This window comes from Pseudomonas sp. BN102 (assembly GCF_029871245.1).
GTDB lineage: Bacteria > Pseudomonadota > Gammaproteobacteria > Pseudomonadales > Pseudomonadaceae > Metapseudomonas.
The window spans coordinates 21,326-41,097 of sequence record NZ_SSON01000010.1 but is presented as its reverse complement, the minus strand read 5'-3'; the positions used below and the strand labels follow the sequence as shown (position 1 = coordinate 41,097).

Genomic DNA, 19,772 nt, shown 5'->3' with positions numbered 1-19,772 from the left:
TTTATCAACGAACTTTCAGGACTGCCCATATGAGCTTCATGCGCCCCAAGTACATCACCTTCGACTGCTACGGCACGCTGACCAACTTCCAGATGGGGCCGCTGACCCGCGAGCTGTTCGCCGATCGCGTTGCCCCTGAGCAGATGGACCAGTTCGTCAAGGATTTCACCGCTTATCGCCTGGATCAGGTGATGGGTGACTGGCGGCCATATGATGAAATTCTCGATACCGCCATGTCGCGCCTGTGCAAGCGCTGGGGCATCGAATATCGCGGCGAAGGCCAGCTTTACTACAACGCCGTGCCGACCTGGGGCCCGCATCCCGACGTGACGGCCGGCCTGGCGAAGATCGCCGACAAGATCCCGCTGGTGATCTTCTCCAACGCCATGAACGAACAGATCATGTCCAACGTCGACAAGCTGGGCGTGCCTTTCCACAAGGTTTTCACCGCCCAACAGGCCCAGGCCTACAAGCCGCGTCTGCAAGCCTTCGAATACATGCTCGACAACCTCGGTTGCGGTCCGGAAGACGTGCTGCACGTTTCTTCCAGCTTCCGCTACGACCTGATGCCGGCCGAAGACATGAAGATCAAGAACAAGGCCTTCGTCGCCCGTGGCCATGAGCAGCCGGGTAACGCTTGCTACAACTACCGCCAGATCACCGATATCGGCGGTCTGCCTGGTCTGGTCGGCCTCTGAGTCGCAACCGTCACTTCTCAACTTGATAAGGGGTTAGCCATGCGCAATGAGTCCTACTGGCTCGATACCGCACCGGCGTTCACCGGCGCTCAGACCGGCGCGCTGCCGGCGCGAGTCGATATTGTCGTAGTCGGGGGCGGTTTCACCGGTCTGTCGGCGGCCCGTGCGCTGGCTCTGAAGGGGGCGAGCGTGGCGGTACTGGAGGCCGGCCGGGTGGTCGGCGAGGCCTCCGGGCGTAACGGTGGGCATTGCAATACCGGGGTTGCCCAGGACTATGGCAGCCTCGTCGCCAGCCTCGGCGCCGATCGGGCCCGCGCCTATTACCGTGCCTATGAAAGCGCGGTAAAGAGTGTGGTCACGCTGGTGGAAGAGGAGGGGATCGCTTGTGATCTCCGGCGCAGCGGTAAGCTCAAGCTGGCCGCCAAGCCCCAGCATTACGAGGGGCTTGCGCGGACTTGCGAGCTGATCCGTCGAGAAGTCGATGCTGAGGTCGAGCTGCTGTCCGCCGAACAAGCCCGCGCCGAAGTCGACTCGGCCCAGTTCCATGGTGGTCTTTTGCAGCGCAACGGCGTGCAGATGCATATCGGGCGCTTCGGTGTTGGCCTGGCCGAAGTGGCGGCGCGGCATGGTGCGCTGATTTACCAGCAGACCACCGTGCAGGGCTGGAAGGCCGAGGCCGGTGGCTATCGGGTCGATACCAGTCGCGGCAGCCTGCAGGCGGGGCAAGTCCTTCTAGCGACCGGGGCCTGTCAGCACGGCGGCCTGGGTTGGTACCGGCGTCGGATAGTGCCGGTGGGCAGTTTCATCGTGGCCACCGAAGTGCTGCCCGAGACGCTGCTCGGCCGCCTGTTGCCGCAACAGCGTTCGTACGTCACCAGCCGCATGATCGGCAACTACTTCCGGGTTACCCCGGACAACCGTCTGCTGTTCGGCGGTCGGGCCCGCTTCGCCATGTCCGGAGGAAGCTCCGACGCGAAGAGCGGCAAGATCCTGCAGGCGGCGATGGCGCAGATGTTTCCGCAGTTGGCCCAGGTGAAAGTCGACTACTGCTGGGGCGGGTTGGTGGATATGACCTCCGACCGTCTGCCGCGTGCCGGCCAGCACGGCGGCGTGTACCACTCCATGGGCTACAGCGGCCATGGCGTGCAGATGTCGGTGCACATGGGGCAGGTGATGGCCGACGTAATGGATGGCAAGGCTGAGGCCAATCCCTGGGGTGAGCTGAACTGGCCGGCGATTCCTGGTCATTTCGGCAAACCGTGGTTCCTGCCGCTGGTGGGTGCCTATTACCGGGTTCAGGACTACTTGCACTAAGCCCGTACGTGGTTAAGGAGAGTGTATCCACACTAGCGAAACTGTTGATTCACCGTCGTTTGCGTTACCAGGTGGCTCCGCTCATGCGGGCATTAGAGCCTTCTCATTATCGACAGGTAGAACGATATGACTGACAACAAGAATAAAACCGAATCCCAGCTGATCAGTGGCTCGGAAAGCCAACGTATTTTTGAGGGACTCAATCGCGGCATGTCGCGCCGTGATGCGCTGCGAATGCTTGGACTGGCGGGAGTGGCTGTCGCGGGCGCCGGCAGTCTGTTCGGCTCAGCCGGTCAGGTGTTCGCCTCGACCTCTACCGGCACCGAGACTGGCACCGGTAAAGGCAAGCGTGGTGGCCGCATCAAGGTAGCCAGTGCGACCAGTTCGACCGCCGACACCCTGGATCCGGCTAAGGGCGGGAACTACACCGACTACTGTCGTCACAACATGTTCTACAACGGCCTGACCACGTTGGATGAGCAATTGGTGCCGCGCATGGCCCTGGCGGAGTCGTTCGATACCAGTGACGCGATCTCCTGGACCGTCAAGTTGCGCAAGGACGTAGTGTTCCACGATGGCAAGCCGTTCACCTCGGCGGATGTGGTTTATTCGCTTAACCGCCATAAAGTGCCCGAAGTAGGTTCCAAGGCACTTGCCATCGCCAAACAGTTCAGTGAAGTGAAGGCTGTTGGTCCCCACGAGATTCAGATCATCCTGGGCAGCCCGAACGCGGACCTGCCGGCTATCCTCGGCACTACACACTTCCTCATTGTGCGAGACGGCACTACCGACTTCAGCATTGCCAATGGCACCGGGCCATTCAAATGCGTCGAGTTCCAGCCGGGCGTGCGTTCTATCGGCAAGCGCAACGACAGCTACTGGAAGCCGGGCCTGCCTTACCTCGACGAGATCGAGTTCTTCTCCATCCCGGACGAGGCGGCTCGTATCAGTGCCCTGCTGGCCGGCGACGTGGACCTGATCAATCCGGTCAACCCGCGCTCGGTTTCGCGCCTTCTTGACAGCCCCAAGGTCGCCTTGATGGAAACCAAGACCGGTGGCTATACCGACCTAGTGATGCGCGACGAGCTGGGCCCGGTGCAGAATCCGGACTTCGTCCTGGCCATGAAGCACCTGCTCGATCGCAAGCAGATCAACCGGGTCGCCTACCGTGGCTACGGCACCATCGCCAACGATCAACCGATCGCCCCGAGCAACCGCTACTACTTCGCTGGTCTTCCGCAGCGTGAGTTCGACCCGGAGAAGGCCAAGTTTCACCTGCAGAAGTCTGGCATGACCGGGCGCTCCATTCCTCTGGTGGCCTCCGAAGCCGCTACCGGTTCGCTGGACATCGCCCAGTTGCTGCAGCTGTCGGGCCAGCAGATCGGGCTCAAGCTCGATATCAAACGGGTACCGGCAGACGGCTACTGGTCCAGCCACTGGATGAAGCACCCGCTGGGCTTCGGCAACGTCGGTACACGGCCGACCGCGGATCTGCTGTTCAGTCTGTTCTTCCAGTCCGACGCCAGCATGAACGAGTCGGGCTGGAAGAATGAGCAGTTTGACCAACTATTGCGTGCCGCCCGCGGCGAGACCGACGAGGCCAAGCGGAAACAGATGTACGCCGACATGCAGGTGCTGGTGCATGAGCACGGCGGCATCGGTATTCCGCAGTTCAACAGCAGCCTCGACGGCCACAACGCCAAGCTGAAAGGCCTTTCTCCCCATCCGCTCGGTGGGTTGATGGGCTACATGTTCGCCGAACACGTCTGGCTGGATGCCTGAACGCTGGTTCGATAACCAAGGCTCCGTCTGCAGGGCAGTGCAGGCGGCGCCATAGAATAAAAGGGTTCAGTTATGAACAGCACCATTGCGCGCCTTGTGATTGGTCGGCTGGCTGTCGGCGTGCTGACGTTGCTTATTGTGTCGCTGGTGGTCTACTTCCTCACCAGCTTGCTTCCCGGCGATGCGGTCCAGGAGCAGCTCGGCCAGGAGGCGACCCCGGAGGCGGTGGCGGCCCTGCGTGCGCAGCTCGGCCTGGACCAGCCGGTGTACCTGCGTTACCTCTACTGGCTGGGCGGACTGGTCACCGGCAATCCCGGTATCTCCCTGGTCAACGGCATGGCGGTCGACGAGATGATCGCCAGCCGGCTGCCCAATACCTTGAGACTGGCAGCGATCACCGCGCTGGTCTCGGTGCCTCTGGCGCTGACCATCGGCATCCTCTCGGCGATGTACCGCGGCTCGATCTTCGACCGCTACAGCAACATGCTGGCGGTGTTCGCCGTCTCCGTGCCGGAATTTCTGATCGCCACCGTCGCCGTGCTGATCTTCGCGGTGAAGCTGGGCTGGCTGTCGGCGCTGTCGCGCAACGTCGATGTCCACACGTTCGGTGAGCTGGTCCGCGTGTACGCCATGCCGGTGTTGACCCTGTGCTGCGTGCTGACGGCGCAAATGGCGCGCATGACTCGGGCCGCGGTAATTGATCAGCTCGGCGCCCCCTATGTCGAAATGGCGGTGCTCAAAGGGGCGCGGCCGATCCGCGTGGTGCTGCGTCATGCATTGCCTAACGCCATCGGACCGATCGCCAATGCCGTGGCGCTGAGCCTTTCATATCTGTTGGGTGGCGTGGTGATTGTTGAGTCGATCTTCAACTATCCGGGCATCGCGACGTTGATGGTGAACGGTGTGATTACTCGAGACATGCCGCTGGTACAGACATGCGTGATGATGTTCTGCCTTGGCTTTCTGGTGCTGGTGCTGCTGGCTGACCTCTGTGCAATTCTTTCCAACCCGAGGCTGCGTAAATGAAAGCGAACCGCAATACACCGAAACCAAACGGAACGCGTGATGGCGATAACGCATTGCCTACGGAAGGACCGATGAAGGATCAGGCCTCTGCCGTTAAGCACCGCAAACGTCGCTTCTCGCTATCCGTTGGCGGCGCCATCGGCCTGCTGCTCGTACTGTTCTGGGCCCTGATGGCCTTTATCGGCCCGCTGATCGCGCCGTACGACGCCAACGCCCTGATCGGCGATGACTTCTTCGGCCCACTCAGCTGGGAGTTCCCGCTGGGCACCGATTACCTGGGCCGCGATATCTTGAGCCGGCTGCTGTACGGCGCGCCCTACACCATCGGCCTGGCCCTGGTGGCCACCCTGCTGGCCTGCACCGCCGGCGTGGTGCTGGGGCTGGTGGCGGCCGCCTCCGGTGGCTGGGTCGACGCGCTGATCAGCCGTACCCAGGATGCGCTGATCGCCATCCCCAACAAGATCTTCGCCCTGCTCATGGTCGCCTCGTTCGGCTCCTCAGTGCCGCTGCTGCTGGTGATGGCCGCCTTCGCCTACATGCCGGGTTCGTTCCGCATCGCCCGGGCCGTGGCGGTGAACGTGATGACCATGGACTTCGTCCGGGTCGCCCGCACGCGAGGTGAAGCCATGCCCTACATCATCTTCGTCGAGGTGCTGCCGAACATGCTGCGCCCGGTGCTGACCGATTTCGGCCTGCGCTTCGTGTACGTGGTGCTGTTGCTTAGCGCGATGAGTTTCCTCGGCCTGGGCATACAGCCGCCGGACGCCGACTGGGGCTCGCTGGTGCGCGAGAACATCGATGGCCTGGGCCAGGGCGCACCGGCCGTGCTGGCGCCGGCGGTGGCCATCGCCACCCTGACCATGGGGGTCAACCTGCTCATCGACAGCTTCGGCGGGCGGTCCAAGCGCGAGACGGAGAAGTGAGATGAACGAAATCGTCAGGGTAAGCGGTCTGCGTGTGGCCGCACGCAACGAAGAGGGCGTCGACGTACCGATCGTGCACGGTGCCGATTTCAGCCTGAACAAGGGCGAGGTGCTGGCGCTGATCGGCGAATCCGGCTCGGGCAAGAGTACGATCGCGCTGTCTCTGATGGGCTATGCGCGCGCCGGTTGCCGCATCGTCGGCGGCTCGGTGCGCATCGGCGACGTCGACGTGCTCAAGCTGTCGAACGCCGAGCTGGCCAAGCTGCGCGGCCGCACCGTGGCCTATATCGCACAGAGCGCGGCCGCGGCGTTCAACCCGTCGAAAAGCATCATGGAGCAGGTGATCGAAAGCGCGCTGATCCATGGCGTGCTGACGCGGCAGCAAGCGCAGGCCAAGGCCGTCGAGCTGTTCCGCGCGCTGGCGCTGCCGGAACCCGAGCGCATCGGCTCGCGCTATCCGCACCAGGTCTCGGGCGGGCAGCTGCAGCGTCTGATGGCGGCGATGGCGCTGATCACCGATCCGGCGCTGGTGATTCTCGACGAGCCGACCACGGCGCTGGACGTCACCACCCAGATCGAAGTGCTGCGCGCCTTCAAACAGGTGGTGCGTGAGCGCGATACCACGGCGATCTACGTGTCCCACGACCTCGCAGTCGTGGCGCAGATGGCCGACCGCATCATCGTTCTGCGCGACGGCCAGATTCAAGAAAACAGCAGCACCGGGCAGATCCTCGAAGAGCCGGAGCACCCCTATACCCGCAGCCTGCTGGAGGCGATGAAGCCGGCGGCGAACAATGTGGGTGAGCAGGAGATCGCTCCCGCGGAGGAGGGTCTGTTGCTCGAGGTGCGCGGCCTGGAGATCTGCTACGGCACGAAGAAGGTGCTGCACGACGTCGATCTGAAGATCCGCCGCGGTGAAGCGGTGGGCGTGATCGGCGAGTCGGGGTCGGGCAAGACCACCCTGGCGCAGGCCATCGCCGGCCTGGCCGAACCGTCGGCCGGGCGGATCCTGCTGGACGGACAGCCGCTCAGCCGTTCGCTGGCCGGGCGCACTCGCGATCAGTTCCGTCGTGTGCAGTACGTGTTCCAGAACGCCGATACCGCACTCAATCCGAAGCACAGCATCGAAGACATCCTCGGTCGTCCGCTGCGCTTCTACCACGGCATGAAAGGGGCGCAGCAGCAACGGCGGATGGCCGAGCTGCTGGAGCTGGTGCAGCTGCCGGCGAGCATCGCGCAGCGCCGGCCGGGTGAGCTTTCCGGTGGCCAGAAGCAGCGCATCAACCTGGCGCGGGCGTTGGCGGCCGAGCCGGACCTGATCCTCTGTGATGAGGTGACCTCTGCGCTGGACACTGTGGTTGGGGCCGCGATCCTCGAGCTGCTGCGCGATCTGCGTCGCGAACTCGGGGTTTCCTATCTGTTCATCAGTCATGACATATCCACCGTGCGTGCGTTGTGCGACGACATTGTGGTGATGTACAGCGGCCACAAGGTGGAGGCGGGCAACCAGCAGTCCTTCGCCCAGGTGCCTTTCCATCCCTACACCGACCTGCTGATCAATTCGGTGCCGGAGCTGCGCCAGGGCTGGCTGGAAAACTGCGGCGCCAACTACGGCGCGCTGCCGCGAATCGGCGAGCCGGCCGCCGGGGTGAAGCTCTGCCCCTTCCTCAACCGTTGCCCGGTGCGGGTCGACGGTCTGTGCAATCGCAGCATGCCGCCGCGCAGCGGCATCGCCGGCGGCAGCGAGGTGCTCTGCCATCGCAGCAGCGGCGAGCTGCTCAAGGCGCAGCAGGGCATGAACAGCATGAAGCTAGTGGGGACCTACGCATGAACGCGCGTTTCGTACGCTTGGCCGAGCATCAACGGGCAAAGGTGAGGCTGATGGTCGATGGCGAGCCCATCGAGGCCTTGCAGGGCGACACCCTGATGGTTGCGCTGCTGACCCGGGTGTCGGCGCTACGCCAGTCGGAGTTCGACCCGGGCCGCCGCGCCGGCTTCTGCCTGATGGGCGCGTGCCAGGACTGCTGGGTCTGGACCCGCAGTGGCGAGCGCCTGCGCGCCTGCTCCAACGAAGTCCGCGAAGGGCTGGATATCGTGACCAAACAACCGGAGGCAATATGGCCGCTGCGTGGTTGAAAAACGTCGATAAAGACGATGTGCGCGTGGTGATAGTCGGTGCCGGCCCGGCCGGCACCCGCTGTGCCGAGACCCTGGTGGCCGCCGGCATCCGGCCGATCGTGCTGGACGAGAACCGCCGCGACGGCGGGCAGATCTATCGCCGGCAGCCCGAGGGTTTCCGCCGCGATTACGCCACCCTGTACGGCAGCGAGGCGGACAAGGCCAAAGCTTTGCACGATAGCTTCGACCGCCTGCGCGGGCAGATCGATTACCGGCCCGACACTCTGGTCTGGAGTCTGACGCCGGGCCAGCTGTGCTGCGTCAGCCAGGGCAAGCACACGACCGTCGATTACGACGCGCTGATTCTCTGCACCGGTGCCACCGACCGGCTGATGCCGATCGAGGGTTGGCAGCTGGCCGGCACCTACAGCCTGGGCGGCGCGCAGATCGCCCTGAAGGCGCAGGCGGTGGCCATCGGTCGCCGGGTGGTATTCATGGGCAGCGGACCGCTGCTGTACCTGGTCGCCAGCCAGTACCTCAAAGCCGGCGCCGAGGTGGCCGCGGTGCTCGATACCTCGCCGCTGCGCAAGCGCGTCGCGGCCCTGCCCAAATTGCTCGCCCGCCCCGGGGTGCTGTTCACCGGGATGAAGCTGCTGGCCAAGCTCTATCTGGCGGGTATCCCGGTGCATCTGGGGGTCGAGCCGCTGTGGCTAGTGGGCGATGCGAGTACAGGCGTCAGTGGCGTGCGTGTGCGCACCGCACAGGGCGACAGCCTGCAGATCGACTGCGACGCGGTCGCCCTCGGCTATCACCTGCGCCCGGAAACCCAGTTGGCCGACCTCGCCGGTTGCCGCATGCGTTTTCATGAGCCCTCGCAACAGTGGGTGCTGGATACCGACGAAGAGGGCCGCAGCTCGGTCGAGGGCGTGTATGCCGCCGGCGACGGTACGCGAATCCGCGGCGCCGACGCCGCCGAGCACGCCGGACGGCTGGCCGCCATGGCGTTGCTGCAGGATCTGCGGCAACCCGTGAACAGCGAGTCGCTGGCCCAGCAGCGCCGCTCCTTGGCGGTGATGGAACAGTTCAGCCGGGGCCTGTACCAGGCCTTTCCCTGGCCCACGGCGCAAGCCGAGGCGCTGCCGGACGAGGCGATCGTCTGCCGCTGCGAAATGATCACCGCCGGCGAGTTGCGCGACGCGGTGCGCGCGAAGGGCGCCTGCGAGGTCAATCGTGCCAAGGCCTTCAGCCGGGTCGGTATGGGCCGCTGCCAGGGCCGCTACTGCTCGCAGGCCGGCGCCGAGGTGATCGCCGCGGCGGCTGGCGTCGCGGTCGAGTTGGTCGGCCGTCAGCGCGGTCAGGCGCCGGTCAAGCCGCTGTCGATGCTGACCGAGGAAATCAAGCTAGTCGATGAGGTGTCGCCGTGAGCGTTGAACAAACCGATGTACTGATCGTGGGTGGTGGCCTGATGGGCGCGGCCTCGGCATTCTTCCTGCGTCAGCGCGGGCGCTCGGTGGTGCTTCTGGAACGGGACATGATCGGCCAATATGCCAGCGGGGTGAATTTCGGCAACGTGCGCCGTCAGGGGCGTTTCCTCGGTCAGCTGGAGCTGGCCAACCGCTCCTTCGCCCTATGGAAGCGCCTGCCGCAGTTGATTGACGACGACTTGGAATTCGTCGCCAGCGGTCAGATGCGTGTTTGCTACCGCGAGGAGCAGATCGCCGAGCTGGAGGCCTATGCGGCTGCCCCCGAAGCTCGGGAACTGGATCTGAAAATCTATCGCGGTCGAGAGCTGCATGAGCGCTTCCCGTTCCTCGGGCCGGAGGTCAAGGGTGGCTCCTATGCGCCGCACGACGGCCACGCCAACCCACGCCTCGCCGCACCGGCCTTCGCCCGCGCCGCTCGGCGCGCAGGCGCGCGTATCGAGGAGCGCTGTGAGGTGACCAGCGTAGCGAAGTTCGGCGGGCAGTTCCGGGTGACCACCAGCGACGGCCGCGAGTACCGCGCCGAGCAGGTGCTGATCACCGCCGGCGCCTGGGGCGAGAAGCTTTCCGCGCAGTTCGGCGAGCCGGTCCCGCTGATCGCCAAGGGGCCGCAAATGTCGGTCACCGAGCCGGTGCCCTACGCGCTGAAAACGGTGATCGGCGTGTACACCAAGCACCCCGAGGAAGTGCTGTACTTCCGCCAGATCCCCCGCGGCAACATCATCATCGGCGGCTGTAACCACACCAAGCCGGACATGCTCAACCGCCGCGCCCACTTCGATCCACAGAGCCTGCTCAAGCAGATGCAGCAGATGTGCCGGCTCGCGCCGCAGATGACCAAGCTGAACATCATCCGTACCTGGAGCGGTATCGAGGGCTACGTTGCGGACTCCCTGCCGGTGATGGGCCCGAGCGGCCAGGTCGACGGCCTCTATTACGCCTTCGGCTTCAGCGGCCACGGCTTCCAGCTCGGCCCTGGCGTAGGCGACGTGATGGCCGAGCTGATCAGTACCGGTAGTACCTGTACCCATATCACGGCCTTCCACGTCAGTCGCTTCGCTAGCACGGCCGAGCCGCGGAGCAAGGCATCGTGAGAGCGCGGGCGCTGGACATCCTCAAACGACTGATCGCCTTCGAGACCGTCTCCTCGGAGTCGAACTTGGCGCTGATTGACTACGTCCGCGAGCTGCTGGCGAGCAAGGGCATCGAGTCGCTGATCGTCAAGGACGAGAGCGGGCGCAAGGCCAACCTGTTCGCGAGCGTCGGCCCGCGCGATGTGCCAGGCATCCTGCTGTCCGGGCATACCGACGTAGTGCCGGCCGCCGGTCAGGCCTGGACGGTGCCGGCGTTCCAGGCGACGGTGCGCGATGGGCGCATCTACGGCCGTGGCAGCTGCGACATGAAGGGCTTCATCGCCCTGGCCGTCGACGCCATGCTCAGCGCGACTGAAGCGCCGTTGACCCGGCCCCTGCAACTGGCCCTTTCGCATGACGAGGAGATCGGCTGCGTGGGTGTGCGGCGCCTGCTCGATGTGCTGCATCTGGCGCCTGTGCGGCCGATGCTGTGTATCGTCGGCGAGCCCACCGAGATGCAGTTCGTTCTCGGCCACAAGGGCAAGGGTTCCTACCGCACCCTGTGCCGTGGCCAGGAGGCGCATTCGTCCCTGGCGCCGCGCTCGGCCAATGCCATTCACCTGGCGTGCGACTTCATCGCCGCGCTGCGCGAGGGGCAACACCGCCTGCAACAGCAGGGCGCTCATGATGCGGCCTACGATGTGCCTTACAGCACCGTGCACGTCGGGCAGATCGCAGGCGGCAAAGCGCTGAACATCGTGCCGAACCTGTGCACCCTGGACTTCGAGGTGCGCAACCTGCCGGCCGACGACCTCGACCAGTTCATCGAGCAGATGCGCGAGAACGCAGAGGCGATAGTCGCTGAGGCCAGGCGCCTGTCCAGCGTCGCGGCCATCGAGATCGAGACGCTGAACGTCTATCCCGGCCTCGATACCCACCCCAGTGTCGAGGCCGTGCGCTTTCTGAAGAACTTCGCCCCGGCGGATACCGGCACCGCCAAGGTCTCCTTCGGCACCGAGGGAGGACTGTTCAACCAGCGCCTGGATGTGCCGGTAGTGGTCTGCGGTCCCGGTTCCATCGAGCAGGCGCACAAGCCCGACGAATTCGTCGAGTTGACCCAGATGGACGCCGGCGAGCGTTTTCTCGATGGGCTGCTGGGCTCGCTGAAGGTGTAGCGTCGCCGCTCTGCTACGGCCGCATGGCGCCCGCAGCCGGGCCACGCGGCTACGCAGGCGATAAAGAACCATAACCATAAAGCGGGACTGTTGAGACTCCTCGTGGTCCCGAGCGCTGCTGGAACCCCTGCCATGAAAGCCATGGAATGCTTCTCCTTCTCCGCCAAGTTCGTCTTGCTCGGTGCATTGACCCTCACCCTTGTCCTGGTGCCTACCACTCTGTACTTGGTAGGCACGCTGAAAAGCGGCAATCAAGCCGAGCGTGAATTGCGTGGCGTCGTGCCGGTGCGGACGCTGCTGCAGCTGGTCGCGCTGACCCAGCAGCATCGCGATCTCACCGCCAGCATGCTTGGCGGCGACAGCAGCCTGCGGCAGGCCCGCCAGGATAAACAGGCCGAGTTGCAACGTGCCTTCGAGGCGAGCGAGCGGGCACTGCACGCAGCTGATGTCGAAGCGGATCTGCTGGCCGCCTGGCAGCAGGTGCGTGAGCAATGGCGCGCCCTTTCCGAGAGGATCGGCCAAGGTGACCTTGGCGCCAGGCAGAGCCTGCAAGAGCATGCTCAGATGATCGCGTCCAGCCTGCTGATCGAGGATGCCTTGCTCGATCACTTTGAGCTGGCGCTGGATCCGCTTCTGGACACCGCTTCGCTGATCAACGCAGCGCTGATTGAGATGCCGCAGACCGCCGAGCTGTTCGGCCAGCTGCGTGGCTACGGCGCCCAGTATCTGGCCCAGGGTCACATTCTGCCGGAGCAGCAGGGCGCCCTAATGGGGCTGAGTGCCCAGGCGCTGGCCAGCGCCGAGAGGATGAGCCGCGCGTTCGCCAAGGCTGCTGCCGCCGATCCGGCGCTCGCGGCCATGCTGGAGGCACCGCTGGCTTCGCTGCGTCCGCAGATCCAGAAAGCCTTGGCATTGACCGACAAAGAATTGATCTCGGCCATAGAACTGGATTTTGCTGGCGGTGGTGCCGGCTTGAAGCTGACGTACCCGGTGGCGGATTACCTGGCCGCTTATGCTCGGTCGATCGACGGCTTGCAGGCGATTGGTGACTCGGCGTTGATGGAGCTTGAGAAGAGGCTGGGCGAGCGGCGTGATGAACACCGCCGCCACACCCAGCTCATGTCCGTCGCTCTGCTGACACTGTTGCTGATTGGCGGCTCAGTCGCCGCATTGATCGTTATGCGTTTGCTCGCTCAGCTGAGAGAGGCCATGGCTGCCGCCGAGCGTATCGCCAAGGGCGACCTGAGCCAGCCGCTGGAAAGTAACGGCCGCGACGAAGCGGCTCGCCTGCTGCAGGCATTACACCGTATGCAAACCGATCTGCGCGTCACGGTCAGGCATATCGTGTGTTCTTCAGAGCAGTTGGCCACGGCTTCGGGCGAGCTGAGCACGGTAACCGAGGGGGCCTCCTGCGGTTTGCAGCGCCAGTGCGAGGAACTCGACCAGGCCGCCGCTGCCGTGACCCAGCTGACCACGGCCATCGAAGAGGTGGCGCGCAACGCGGTGTCCACCTCCGAGGTATCGCGGTCGGCGGACCAGTGCTCGCGTCAGGGGCAGGACAGCGTTATCCGCACGGTCGATGCCATCGAGGCCTTGGCCGGCGATATCGAATGCACTGCGCAGGCATTGCAGTCATTGGCCGGTCGCATCGACGACATCGGTTCGGTGCTGGACGTGATTCGAGCGATCGCCGAGCAGACCAACCTGCTGGCCCTGAATGCGGCGATCGAAGCGGCGCGGGCCGGCGAAAGCGGCCGCGGTTTTGCCGTGGTGGCCGACGAGGTACGAGCATTGGCCCGGCGCACCCAGGATTCTACCCGGCAGATCGAAACCATTATTGGCGCGGTGCAGCAGGGTAGTCAGGAGGCGTTGCGGGCCATGCGCAGCAGCGATGGGCGAACCCGGGAGACCCTGGAGGTGGCCCGCGCCGCGGGTGCGGCACTGCAGCGCATTGTCGGCGCCATCACCGAAATCAACGAACGGAACCTGTGCATCGCCAGCGCCACCGAGCAGCAATCCCAGGTAGCACGCGAGGTGGATCGGAATCTGCTCAATATTCGCGAGGTCGCCGCGCTGACTTCCAGTGGAGCCGATCGGACTCAGCTGTCCAGCCGCAAACTCGCGGATCTCGCCGGGGAGATGAGCGATATGGTCAGGCACTTCGTGATCTGAGTCGACGCCCGGCGTGTCTGTTGCGGAGCATCGGCAGAGCCTGCCGTTGGCGGATGAATTTCAGCATCCGTCACCGCTCTAGCGGCGCTTTCAGCATCCTCGTCTGCCTCGGCTCAATAGACTGAAGTCTGTCTCGGAACAGGACTCGACCATGTTGAAGAATCGTCTGAAAGATCCCAGCCTGTTGGTGGAACGTGCCTATATCGATGGCCAGTGGGTGAGCGCCGACAATGACGCCACTCTCGATGTCGTCAACCCTGCCAACGGCGAGTGTCTCGCCCGGGTTCCAGCTCTGCAGGGCAGCGAAACTCGCCGCGCCATCGAAGCGGCCGAACGTGCCTGGCCTGCCTGGCGAGCACGGCCCGCCGCGCAGCGTGCCGCCCTGCTCGAGCGCTGGTATGAGGCCATGCTCGACAATCTCGACGATCTGGCACTGATCATGACCTGCGAGCAAGGCAAGCCGCTCGCTGAAGCCCAGGGCGAGATTCGTTACGGCGCCAGTTTCGTCAAATGGTTCGCCGAGGAGGCTCGCCGGGTGTATGGCGAAACCATTCCCGCGCCTAGCGGCGATCGTCGCCTGCTTACCCTGAAGCAGCCGGTCGGTGTGTGCGCGGCCATCACGCCCTGGAACTTCCCAAATGCGATGATTACCCGCAAATGCGCACCGGCTCTGGCGGCTGGCTGCCCGATCGTGGTCAAACCCTCCGATCTGACCCCGCTGTCGGCGTTGGCGTTGGCAGTGCTGGCCGAGCGCGTTGGCATCCCGGCAGGGGTATTCAACGTGATTACCGGCATTCCGGCGGGCATCGGCGAGGAACTGACCAGCAATCCGACCGTGCGCAAGATTTCCTTCACCGGTTCGACTGCCGTGGGCAGCTTGCTGATGCGCCAGAGCGCCAACCAGATCAAGCGCCTCAGCCTCGAGCTGGGCGGCAATGCGCCCTTCATCGTGTTCGACGATGCCGACCTCGAACAGGCGGTCGCCGGGGTGATGCAGAGTAAGTTCCGCAACGCCGGGCAAACCTGCGTCTGCGCCAATCGAATCCTGGTGCAGGACGGCATCTACGAGCGCTTCGCTGCGCGCCTGGTGGAGGAGGTGGGCAAGCTCCGGGTCGGCAATGGAATGGAGTCCGCTGTCACCATCGGTCCGCTGATCAATGCCGCGGCAGTGAGCAAGGTCGCCCGACACATCGACGATGCCCTGAGCCAGGGGGCCCGCCTGCTCTGCGGGGGTACGCCAGAAGGCGACAGCCAGTTCGTCAAACCGACGGTGCTCGGCGAGGCCCATGCCGGCATGTTGCTGGCCAACGAGGAAACCTTCGGGCCGGTCGCGCCGCTGATGCGCTTCAGCACTGAAGAAGAGGCCCTGGCCATGGCCAACGCCACCCCGTACGGCCTCGGCGCTTACTTCTTCACTCAGGATCTGCGTCGATCCTGGCGTTTCGGCGAGGCGCTGGAGTTCGGCATGGTCGGACTCAATACCGGACTGATCTCGATGGAGGTGGCGCCGTTCGGTGGCGTCAAGCAGTCCGGCCTGGGCCGCGAGGGTTCCAAGTACGGGCTGGACGAGTATCTCGAAATCAAGGCTTTCCATATCGGTGGGCTGCTGGGCGCTTGAGGCGAATTCTAGGGGACTGACGCATGAGCAAGACATACAGAATTGCTGCGATTGCCGGCGATGGCATCGGCAAGGAAGTGCTGCCCGAAGGGCTGCGGGTGCTCGAACAGGCTACTCGTAAGTGGGATCTGGATCTGAGCATCGAAGTGCTCGAGTGGGCTAACTGCGATTACTACCTGGAGCACGGGCAGATGATGCCCGACGACTGGTTCGAACAGCTCAAGGGCTTCGACGCCATCTACTTCGGTGCCGTGGGCTGGCCGGATAAGGTGCCCGATCACATTTCGCTGTGGGGCTCGCTGCTCAAGTTCCGCCGCGACTTCGACCAGTACGTGAACATCCGTCCCGTACGCCTGTTCCCAGGTGTGCCGTGTCCGCTGGCCGGTCGCGAAGCGGGCGACATCGACTTCGTGGTGATCCGCGAGAATACCGAGGGTGAATATTCCTCGGTGGGCGGCAAGATGTTCGAGGGCACCGAGCATGAGTTCGTGCTGCAGGAGTCGGTGTTCACGCGCCGTGGTGTGGACCGGATTCTCAAGTTCGCCTTCGACCTGGCGCAGACTCGACCGCGCAAGCGCTTGACCGCGGCGACCAAGTCCAACGGTATCTCGATCAGCATGCCGTACTGGGATGAACGCACCGAGCGGATGGCCGAGCAGTACCCTGAAGTGAGTTGGGACAAGCAGCACATCGACATTCTCTGCGCGCGTTTCGTGCTGCAGCCCGATCGCTTCGACGTGGTGGTAGCCTCGAACCTTTTCGGTGACATTCTCTCGGACCTGGGCCCGGCATGCGCCGGCACCATAGGCATCGCGCCGTCGGCGAACCTGGATCCGGAACGGCGTTTCCCCTCGCTGTTCGAGCCGGTGCACGGTTCGGCGCCGGACATCTACGGACGCAACATCGCCAACCCCATTGCGATGATCTGGTCCGGCGCGCTGATGCTGGATTTCCTCGGGAATGGCGACGAGCGTTACCGGGCTGCCCACGATGGAATCCTCCGGGCTATCGAACGGGTCATCGCCGAGGGGCCGATCACTCCCGATCTTGGCGGTCAAGGTTCGACCCAGGATGTCGGGGCCGCAATCGCATCGGCGCTCTGAAATCCTTGTCTGATCACCTGGTTCGTAACCCTCTTAGCCCGTTCACACTGCGGGCTTTTTTTTGCGTGAGATTCGGCGGCGGCCGTGCCGTTCGAGGGACTGGATATGCGTAGGTTGTTGGTTGGGATGCTGGCGTGCGGGCTGAATGCCGGTAGCTGGGCGAGCCCGCCCATCGAGGTGACCATTCTCTGTGACGCCGGCTATCCGCCTTACAGCTATGCCGAGGGCTACCAGGCCAAGGGGCTCTACCACGATATTCTGCGGGCGGCCTTCGCCCGCATGCCCGAGTATCGCGTACAGATACGTCCCTTGCCCTGGGCGCGCGCCCTTAGGGAATTGTCCAAGGGCCGGGCCTTTGCCCTGTATCCGCCGTACTACCGGCTCAGCGAGCGGCCGTGGATGGACTATTCGCGGCCCATACTGCGGGAAAAGCTGGTGGTCTTCTTGCGCGCCGAGGCGGCCCGGAAACTTCCCGACGAGCAGTTTCCGCAAGCCTACGGCGGCCTGCGCATCGGCCAGAACAGGGGCTTCATTAATGTCCTCAATCGGGATTACCAGCGCATGCTTGCCAGGGGCGAGTTGCATCAGGTCTACGTCAAGGACAACCGAACAAGCCTGGCCATGCTTTATCGCGGTCGCCTGGATGCGTATATCAACGACCGCCGTGCAGTGCTCTGGGAGCTGGAGCAAATGCACAGCGACGGCGTTTTCGGGCAGTACGGTCTTGGCTGGGTGATCGAAGGCCCTTGGCTTTCCGGCGAGTCTGGGCATCTTGGTTATACCCGCACCAACCCGCAGGCCTATCCGTACAAGCAGGATTTCAAGAAGCGCCTCGACGCCGTCCTGACCGATCTCGAGCGGGAGGGCGTCATCTATCGCATCGTGACTGGTTATGATGCGATCTATCCACTTCAGCTGCAGGCTGCCGGCATTTAGCTGCCCAGTCGGAGGGCGCTCGGATGACTCGTGCTGCCGCCGAGGCCAGGCAACTGCGCCTGGCCGTGCTTGAGCGAGCCGAACGCGTCGGTCAGAAGGTGTAGGCGATGCCGAACTGAACGGTGCGCGGTGCGCCGGGGTACGCATAGAAGTTGAACGCCCCCTCCTCGTACTCCTCGTTGAACAGATTCTTCACATCCAGGTTCAGTCGGACATCTTCATTGAGCTTGTAGAAGCTCAGCAGGTCGACCACGCCATAGCCCTGCATGTCGTAGGTGGTCGCACTTGTCTGTCCGACGCGCTCGTCGACGTACTTCACCGCCACGCCCAGCCCCAGGCCTTTAGCGGCACCGTCTTGGAGTTCGTACATGTTCAGCAGGCTGAAACTGTTGCGTGGAATGTTGGCCAAAGGCGTTCCAGATGGCAGGTTGTTGTCTTTCCTGACTTCGGCATCTACGAAGGCGTAGCCTCCAATCATGCGCCACTCGGGCGTGATGTTGCCGGCCAGGTTCAGGTCGAAGCCACGGCTGAGCACCTCACCGGCCGCGACGCTGAAGCTCGGATCGAGTGGGTCCAGGGTCAGGACGTTTTGCTTGACGATGTGGTAAACCGCGGCGTCGACGCTCAGTTGTCCGTCGAGTGCTTCCCACTTCACGCCTACTTCGTAGGACTTGCCTTGCTCCGGGTCGAAGCCTGCGCCGAGACGACTCGCGCCACTGTTAGGCTTGTAGGAGCGCGCCGCATTGACGTAGACGGCCAGGCTGTCGGTCAGGTCGTATATCAGCCCGGCCCGCGGCGTTATGGCATTGTCGGCCTTCTCCCAGCTGCGACTTCCCGGCAAATAGTTGCGATAGTCATGTTCGAAACGTTCGATCCGCACGCCGGCGAGAAGCTTGAGTCGCTCGGTGAGGGTTATCTGGTCCTGCACGAAAAGAGCCCAGGTCTGCAGCTTTTCGTTGTCGTGGGTGGTAGTGCGGGTCAGAGCAGGGCGCGGCTGGCCCGATACCGGTTCGAAGATGTCGATCGGATAGGAACCGAGGGCTCCGCTGGATCGCCGAATGAGCGATTTGTAGTGGAAGTCCTCGTACTCCACGCCGGTTAGTAGCGTGTGCTCAAGGCCCAGCGCGTTGAAGTATCCGGTTAGGTTCAACTGCACGTCGCGGTCATCCCACTCCAGCTTGCGGTAGTTGAAGTTGCGTCCCATGGTGCGACCGTCGGCCTGCAGGCCATTTGCTTCGACCGCATTGCCTTGCAACGTCCCGTTCAACTGCTGAACTCCGCCGGCAAGCATCCAGCTGTCGTTGAGCCAATGATCGAAGCGCAGTTGCACCATGGCATTGTCATTGTGCAGGAGGTTATCGCTGCCTCTCTCCCAGGCATTGATATCGCGTGAGGGGTTGCCGATCTGGTTGGGGAAACGGGTCAGGCCGCGATCCAGCGGATGGTTGTTGCGCATGAAGTCGCCCTCCAGGACGATCCGTGTCGCATTGGAGAGCTGCCAGCTTAATACCGGTGCAATGCCGTAACGCTCCGATTCGACACCGTCGCGGAAGCTGTCGCCACCCTCGCCCAGCAGGTTCAGTCTGTAGGTCAGATCGCCTGGTTCATCCAGGGCGCCGGTGGCGTCGAGCGTTGCGCGGTGCAGACCTTGATCGTCGATCTGGCTGCCGAGCGTCACTCGTGATTCGGCCTGGGGCTGCTTGGTGATTACGTTGAAGGTTCCGCCCGGATCTCCTCGACCATAGAGGGTCGAGGCGGGGCCCCGCAAGACCTCGAGGCGCTCGATGGTGTAGGCGTCCGGAGCATTGGGGTAACCCCGATTTATGGGAAAGCCGTTACGATAGAACTCGCCGGTGGTGAAGCCGCGCACGGTGAAGGTCGTCAGACCCTGGCCGCCGAAATTGTTGGCCCGGCCGACCCCTCCGGCATAGTCGAGTGCATCACGAAGGCGAGTCGCGCCGCTGTCCTCGATCGCATCCCGGGGAACGACACTGACCGATTGGGGCGTGTCGTGGAGCGCGACGTCGGTGCGCGTCGCGCTGGCTGATCGTGTAGCCCGGTAGCCGTCCACAGGTCCGTCGGCGCGCTCCGAATTGTCGGCGGAGGAGCTGATGGTCGTCGACTCGAGTTGCAGCGCAGAGGGAGCCCGTTCAACGGGCGGGTCTTCGGCCCATGCGACAGGCGAGAGCGTATGCAGGAGGAAGAGCCCGAGGGTGGTATGGCGCATTGTGGGTAGCGTCCTTCGATAGGGAGGGCATTGATTTCATTTGAATTTTATATTCAATACGAATCATTAGCATTTGATTTATTATGATTTGCCCGGCCCGTATCTACTGCTGTTCTACTTCAGAAG

15 protein-coding genes are annotated in these 19,772 nt (G+C 63.7%); 14 read left to right on the top strand and 1 reads right to left on the bottom strand.

What is annotated here, in order from left to right:
• The first annotated feature begins 29 nt into the window (after positions 1 to 29).
• From E8F12_RS00570 to E8F12_RS00505, 14 genes are all read left to right on the top strand, one after another.
• Positions 30 to 698 carry a haloacid dehalogenase type II gene (locus E8F12_RS00570; protein ID WP_280323338.1) on the top strand — a complete coding sequence of 223 codons (669 nt, stop codon included), beginning with the start codon at positions 30 to 32 and terminating at the stop codon, positions 696 to 698.
• A gap of 39 nt (positions 699 to 737) precedes the next feature.
• Entirely contained in the window at positions 738 to 2,012 is a 1,275-nt protein-coding gene (locus E8F12_RS00565; RefSeq protein WP_280323335.1) for an FAD-binding oxidoreductase, read from the top strand.
• A gap of 126 nt (positions 2,013 to 2,138) precedes the next feature.
• Positions 2,139 to 3,794: an ABC transporter substrate-binding protein gene (locus tag E8F12_RS00560; RefSeq protein ID WP_280323334.1), complete on the top strand. Its 1,656-nt coding sequence runs from the start codon at positions 2,139 to 2,141 to the stop codon at positions 3,792 to 3,794.
• A 72-nt stretch (positions 3,795 to 3,866) separates the two neighbouring features.
• Positions 3,867 to 4,820, top strand: coding sequence for an ABC transporter permease (locus tag E8F12_RS00555; RefSeq protein ID WP_280323332.1), 954 nt, complete (start codon positions 3,867 to 3,869; stop codon positions 4,818 to 4,820).
• 71 nt (positions 4,821 to 4,891) lie between these two features.
• Complete coding sequence (locus tag E8F12_RS00550; RefSeq protein ID WP_280323331.1) at positions 4,892 to 5,743, top strand: ABC transporter permease; 852 nt, start codon at positions 4,892 to 4,894, stop codon at positions 5,741 to 5,743.
• A 1-nt stretch (position 5,744) separates the two neighbouring features.
• Positions 5,745 to 7,574 (top strand): ABC transporter ATP-binding protein, encoded by a 1,830-nt coding sequence (locus E8F12_RS00545; RefSeq protein ID WP_280323330.1) that lies wholly within the window; start codon positions 5,745 to 5,747, stop codon positions 7,572 to 7,574.
• Complete coding sequence (locus E8F12_RS00540; protein ID WP_280323329.1) at positions 7,571 to 7,879, top strand: (2Fe-2S)-binding protein; 309 nt, start codon at positions 7,571 to 7,573, stop codon at positions 7,877 to 7,879. Before E8F12_RS00545 ends, E8F12_RS00540 begins: the two co-directional genes overlap by 4 nt.
• Positions 7,861 to 9,285, top strand: a complete 1,425-nt coding sequence (locus E8F12_RS00535; RefSeq protein ID WP_280323328.1) for an FAD-dependent oxidoreductase — start codon at positions 7,861 to 7,863, stop codon at positions 9,283 to 9,285. The genes E8F12_RS00540 and E8F12_RS00535 overlap by 19 nt, the downstream gene beginning before the upstream one ends.
• On the top strand, positions 9,282 to 10,436 hold the full coding sequence (locus tag E8F12_RS00530; RefSeq protein ID WP_280323327.1) for an FAD-binding oxidoreductase: 1,155 nt from the start codon (positions 9,282 to 9,284) through the stop codon (positions 10,434 to 10,436). Before E8F12_RS00535 ends, E8F12_RS00530 begins: the two co-directional genes overlap by 4 nt.
• Complete coding sequence (gene argE / locus E8F12_RS00525) at positions 10,433 to 11,590, top strand: acetylornithine deacetylase (RefSeq protein WP_280323325.1); 1,158 nt, start codon at positions 10,433 to 10,435, stop codon at positions 11,588 to 11,590. Before E8F12_RS00530 ends, argE begins: the two co-directional genes overlap by 4 nt.
• Before the next feature lie 132 nt (positions 11,591 to 11,722).
• Positions 11,723 to 13,762: a methyl-accepting chemotaxis protein gene (locus E8F12_RS00520; RefSeq protein WP_280323324.1), complete on the top strand. Its 2,040-nt coding sequence runs from the start codon at positions 11,723 to 11,725 to the stop codon at positions 13,760 to 13,762.
• Positions 13,763 to 13,913: 151 nt separating this feature from the next.
• A complete protein-coding gene (locus tag E8F12_RS00515; protein WP_280323323.1) occupies positions 13,914 to 15,380 on the top strand; it encodes an NAD-dependent succinate-semialdehyde dehydrogenase in 1,467 nt (488 codons plus the stop codon).
• A 23-nt stretch (positions 15,381 to 15,403) separates the two neighbouring features.
• Positions 15,404 to 16,483 (top strand): tartrate dehydrogenase, encoded by a 1,080-nt coding sequence (locus E8F12_RS00510; RefSeq protein WP_280323322.1) that lies wholly within the window; start codon positions 15,404 to 15,406, stop codon positions 16,481 to 16,483.
• Positions 16,484 to 16,588: 105 nt separating this feature from the next.
• Positions 16,589 to 17,419: a transporter substrate-binding domain-containing protein gene (locus E8F12_RS00505; RefSeq protein ID WP_280323321.1), complete on the top strand. Its 831-nt coding sequence runs from the start codon at positions 16,589 to 16,591 to the stop codon at positions 17,417 to 17,419.
• Positions 17,420 to 17,510: 91 nt separating this feature from the next.
• Here E8F12_RS00505 and E8F12_RS00500 read toward each other — a convergent pair whose 3' ends face one another.
• Positions 17,511 to 19,646 carry a TonB-dependent siderophore receptor gene (locus E8F12_RS00500; protein WP_280291402.1) on the bottom strand — a complete coding sequence of 712 codons (2,136 nt, stop codon included), beginning with the start codon at positions 19,644 to 19,646 and terminating at the stop codon, positions 17,511 to 17,513.
• Positions 19,647 to 19,772: the final 126 nt, after the last annotated feature.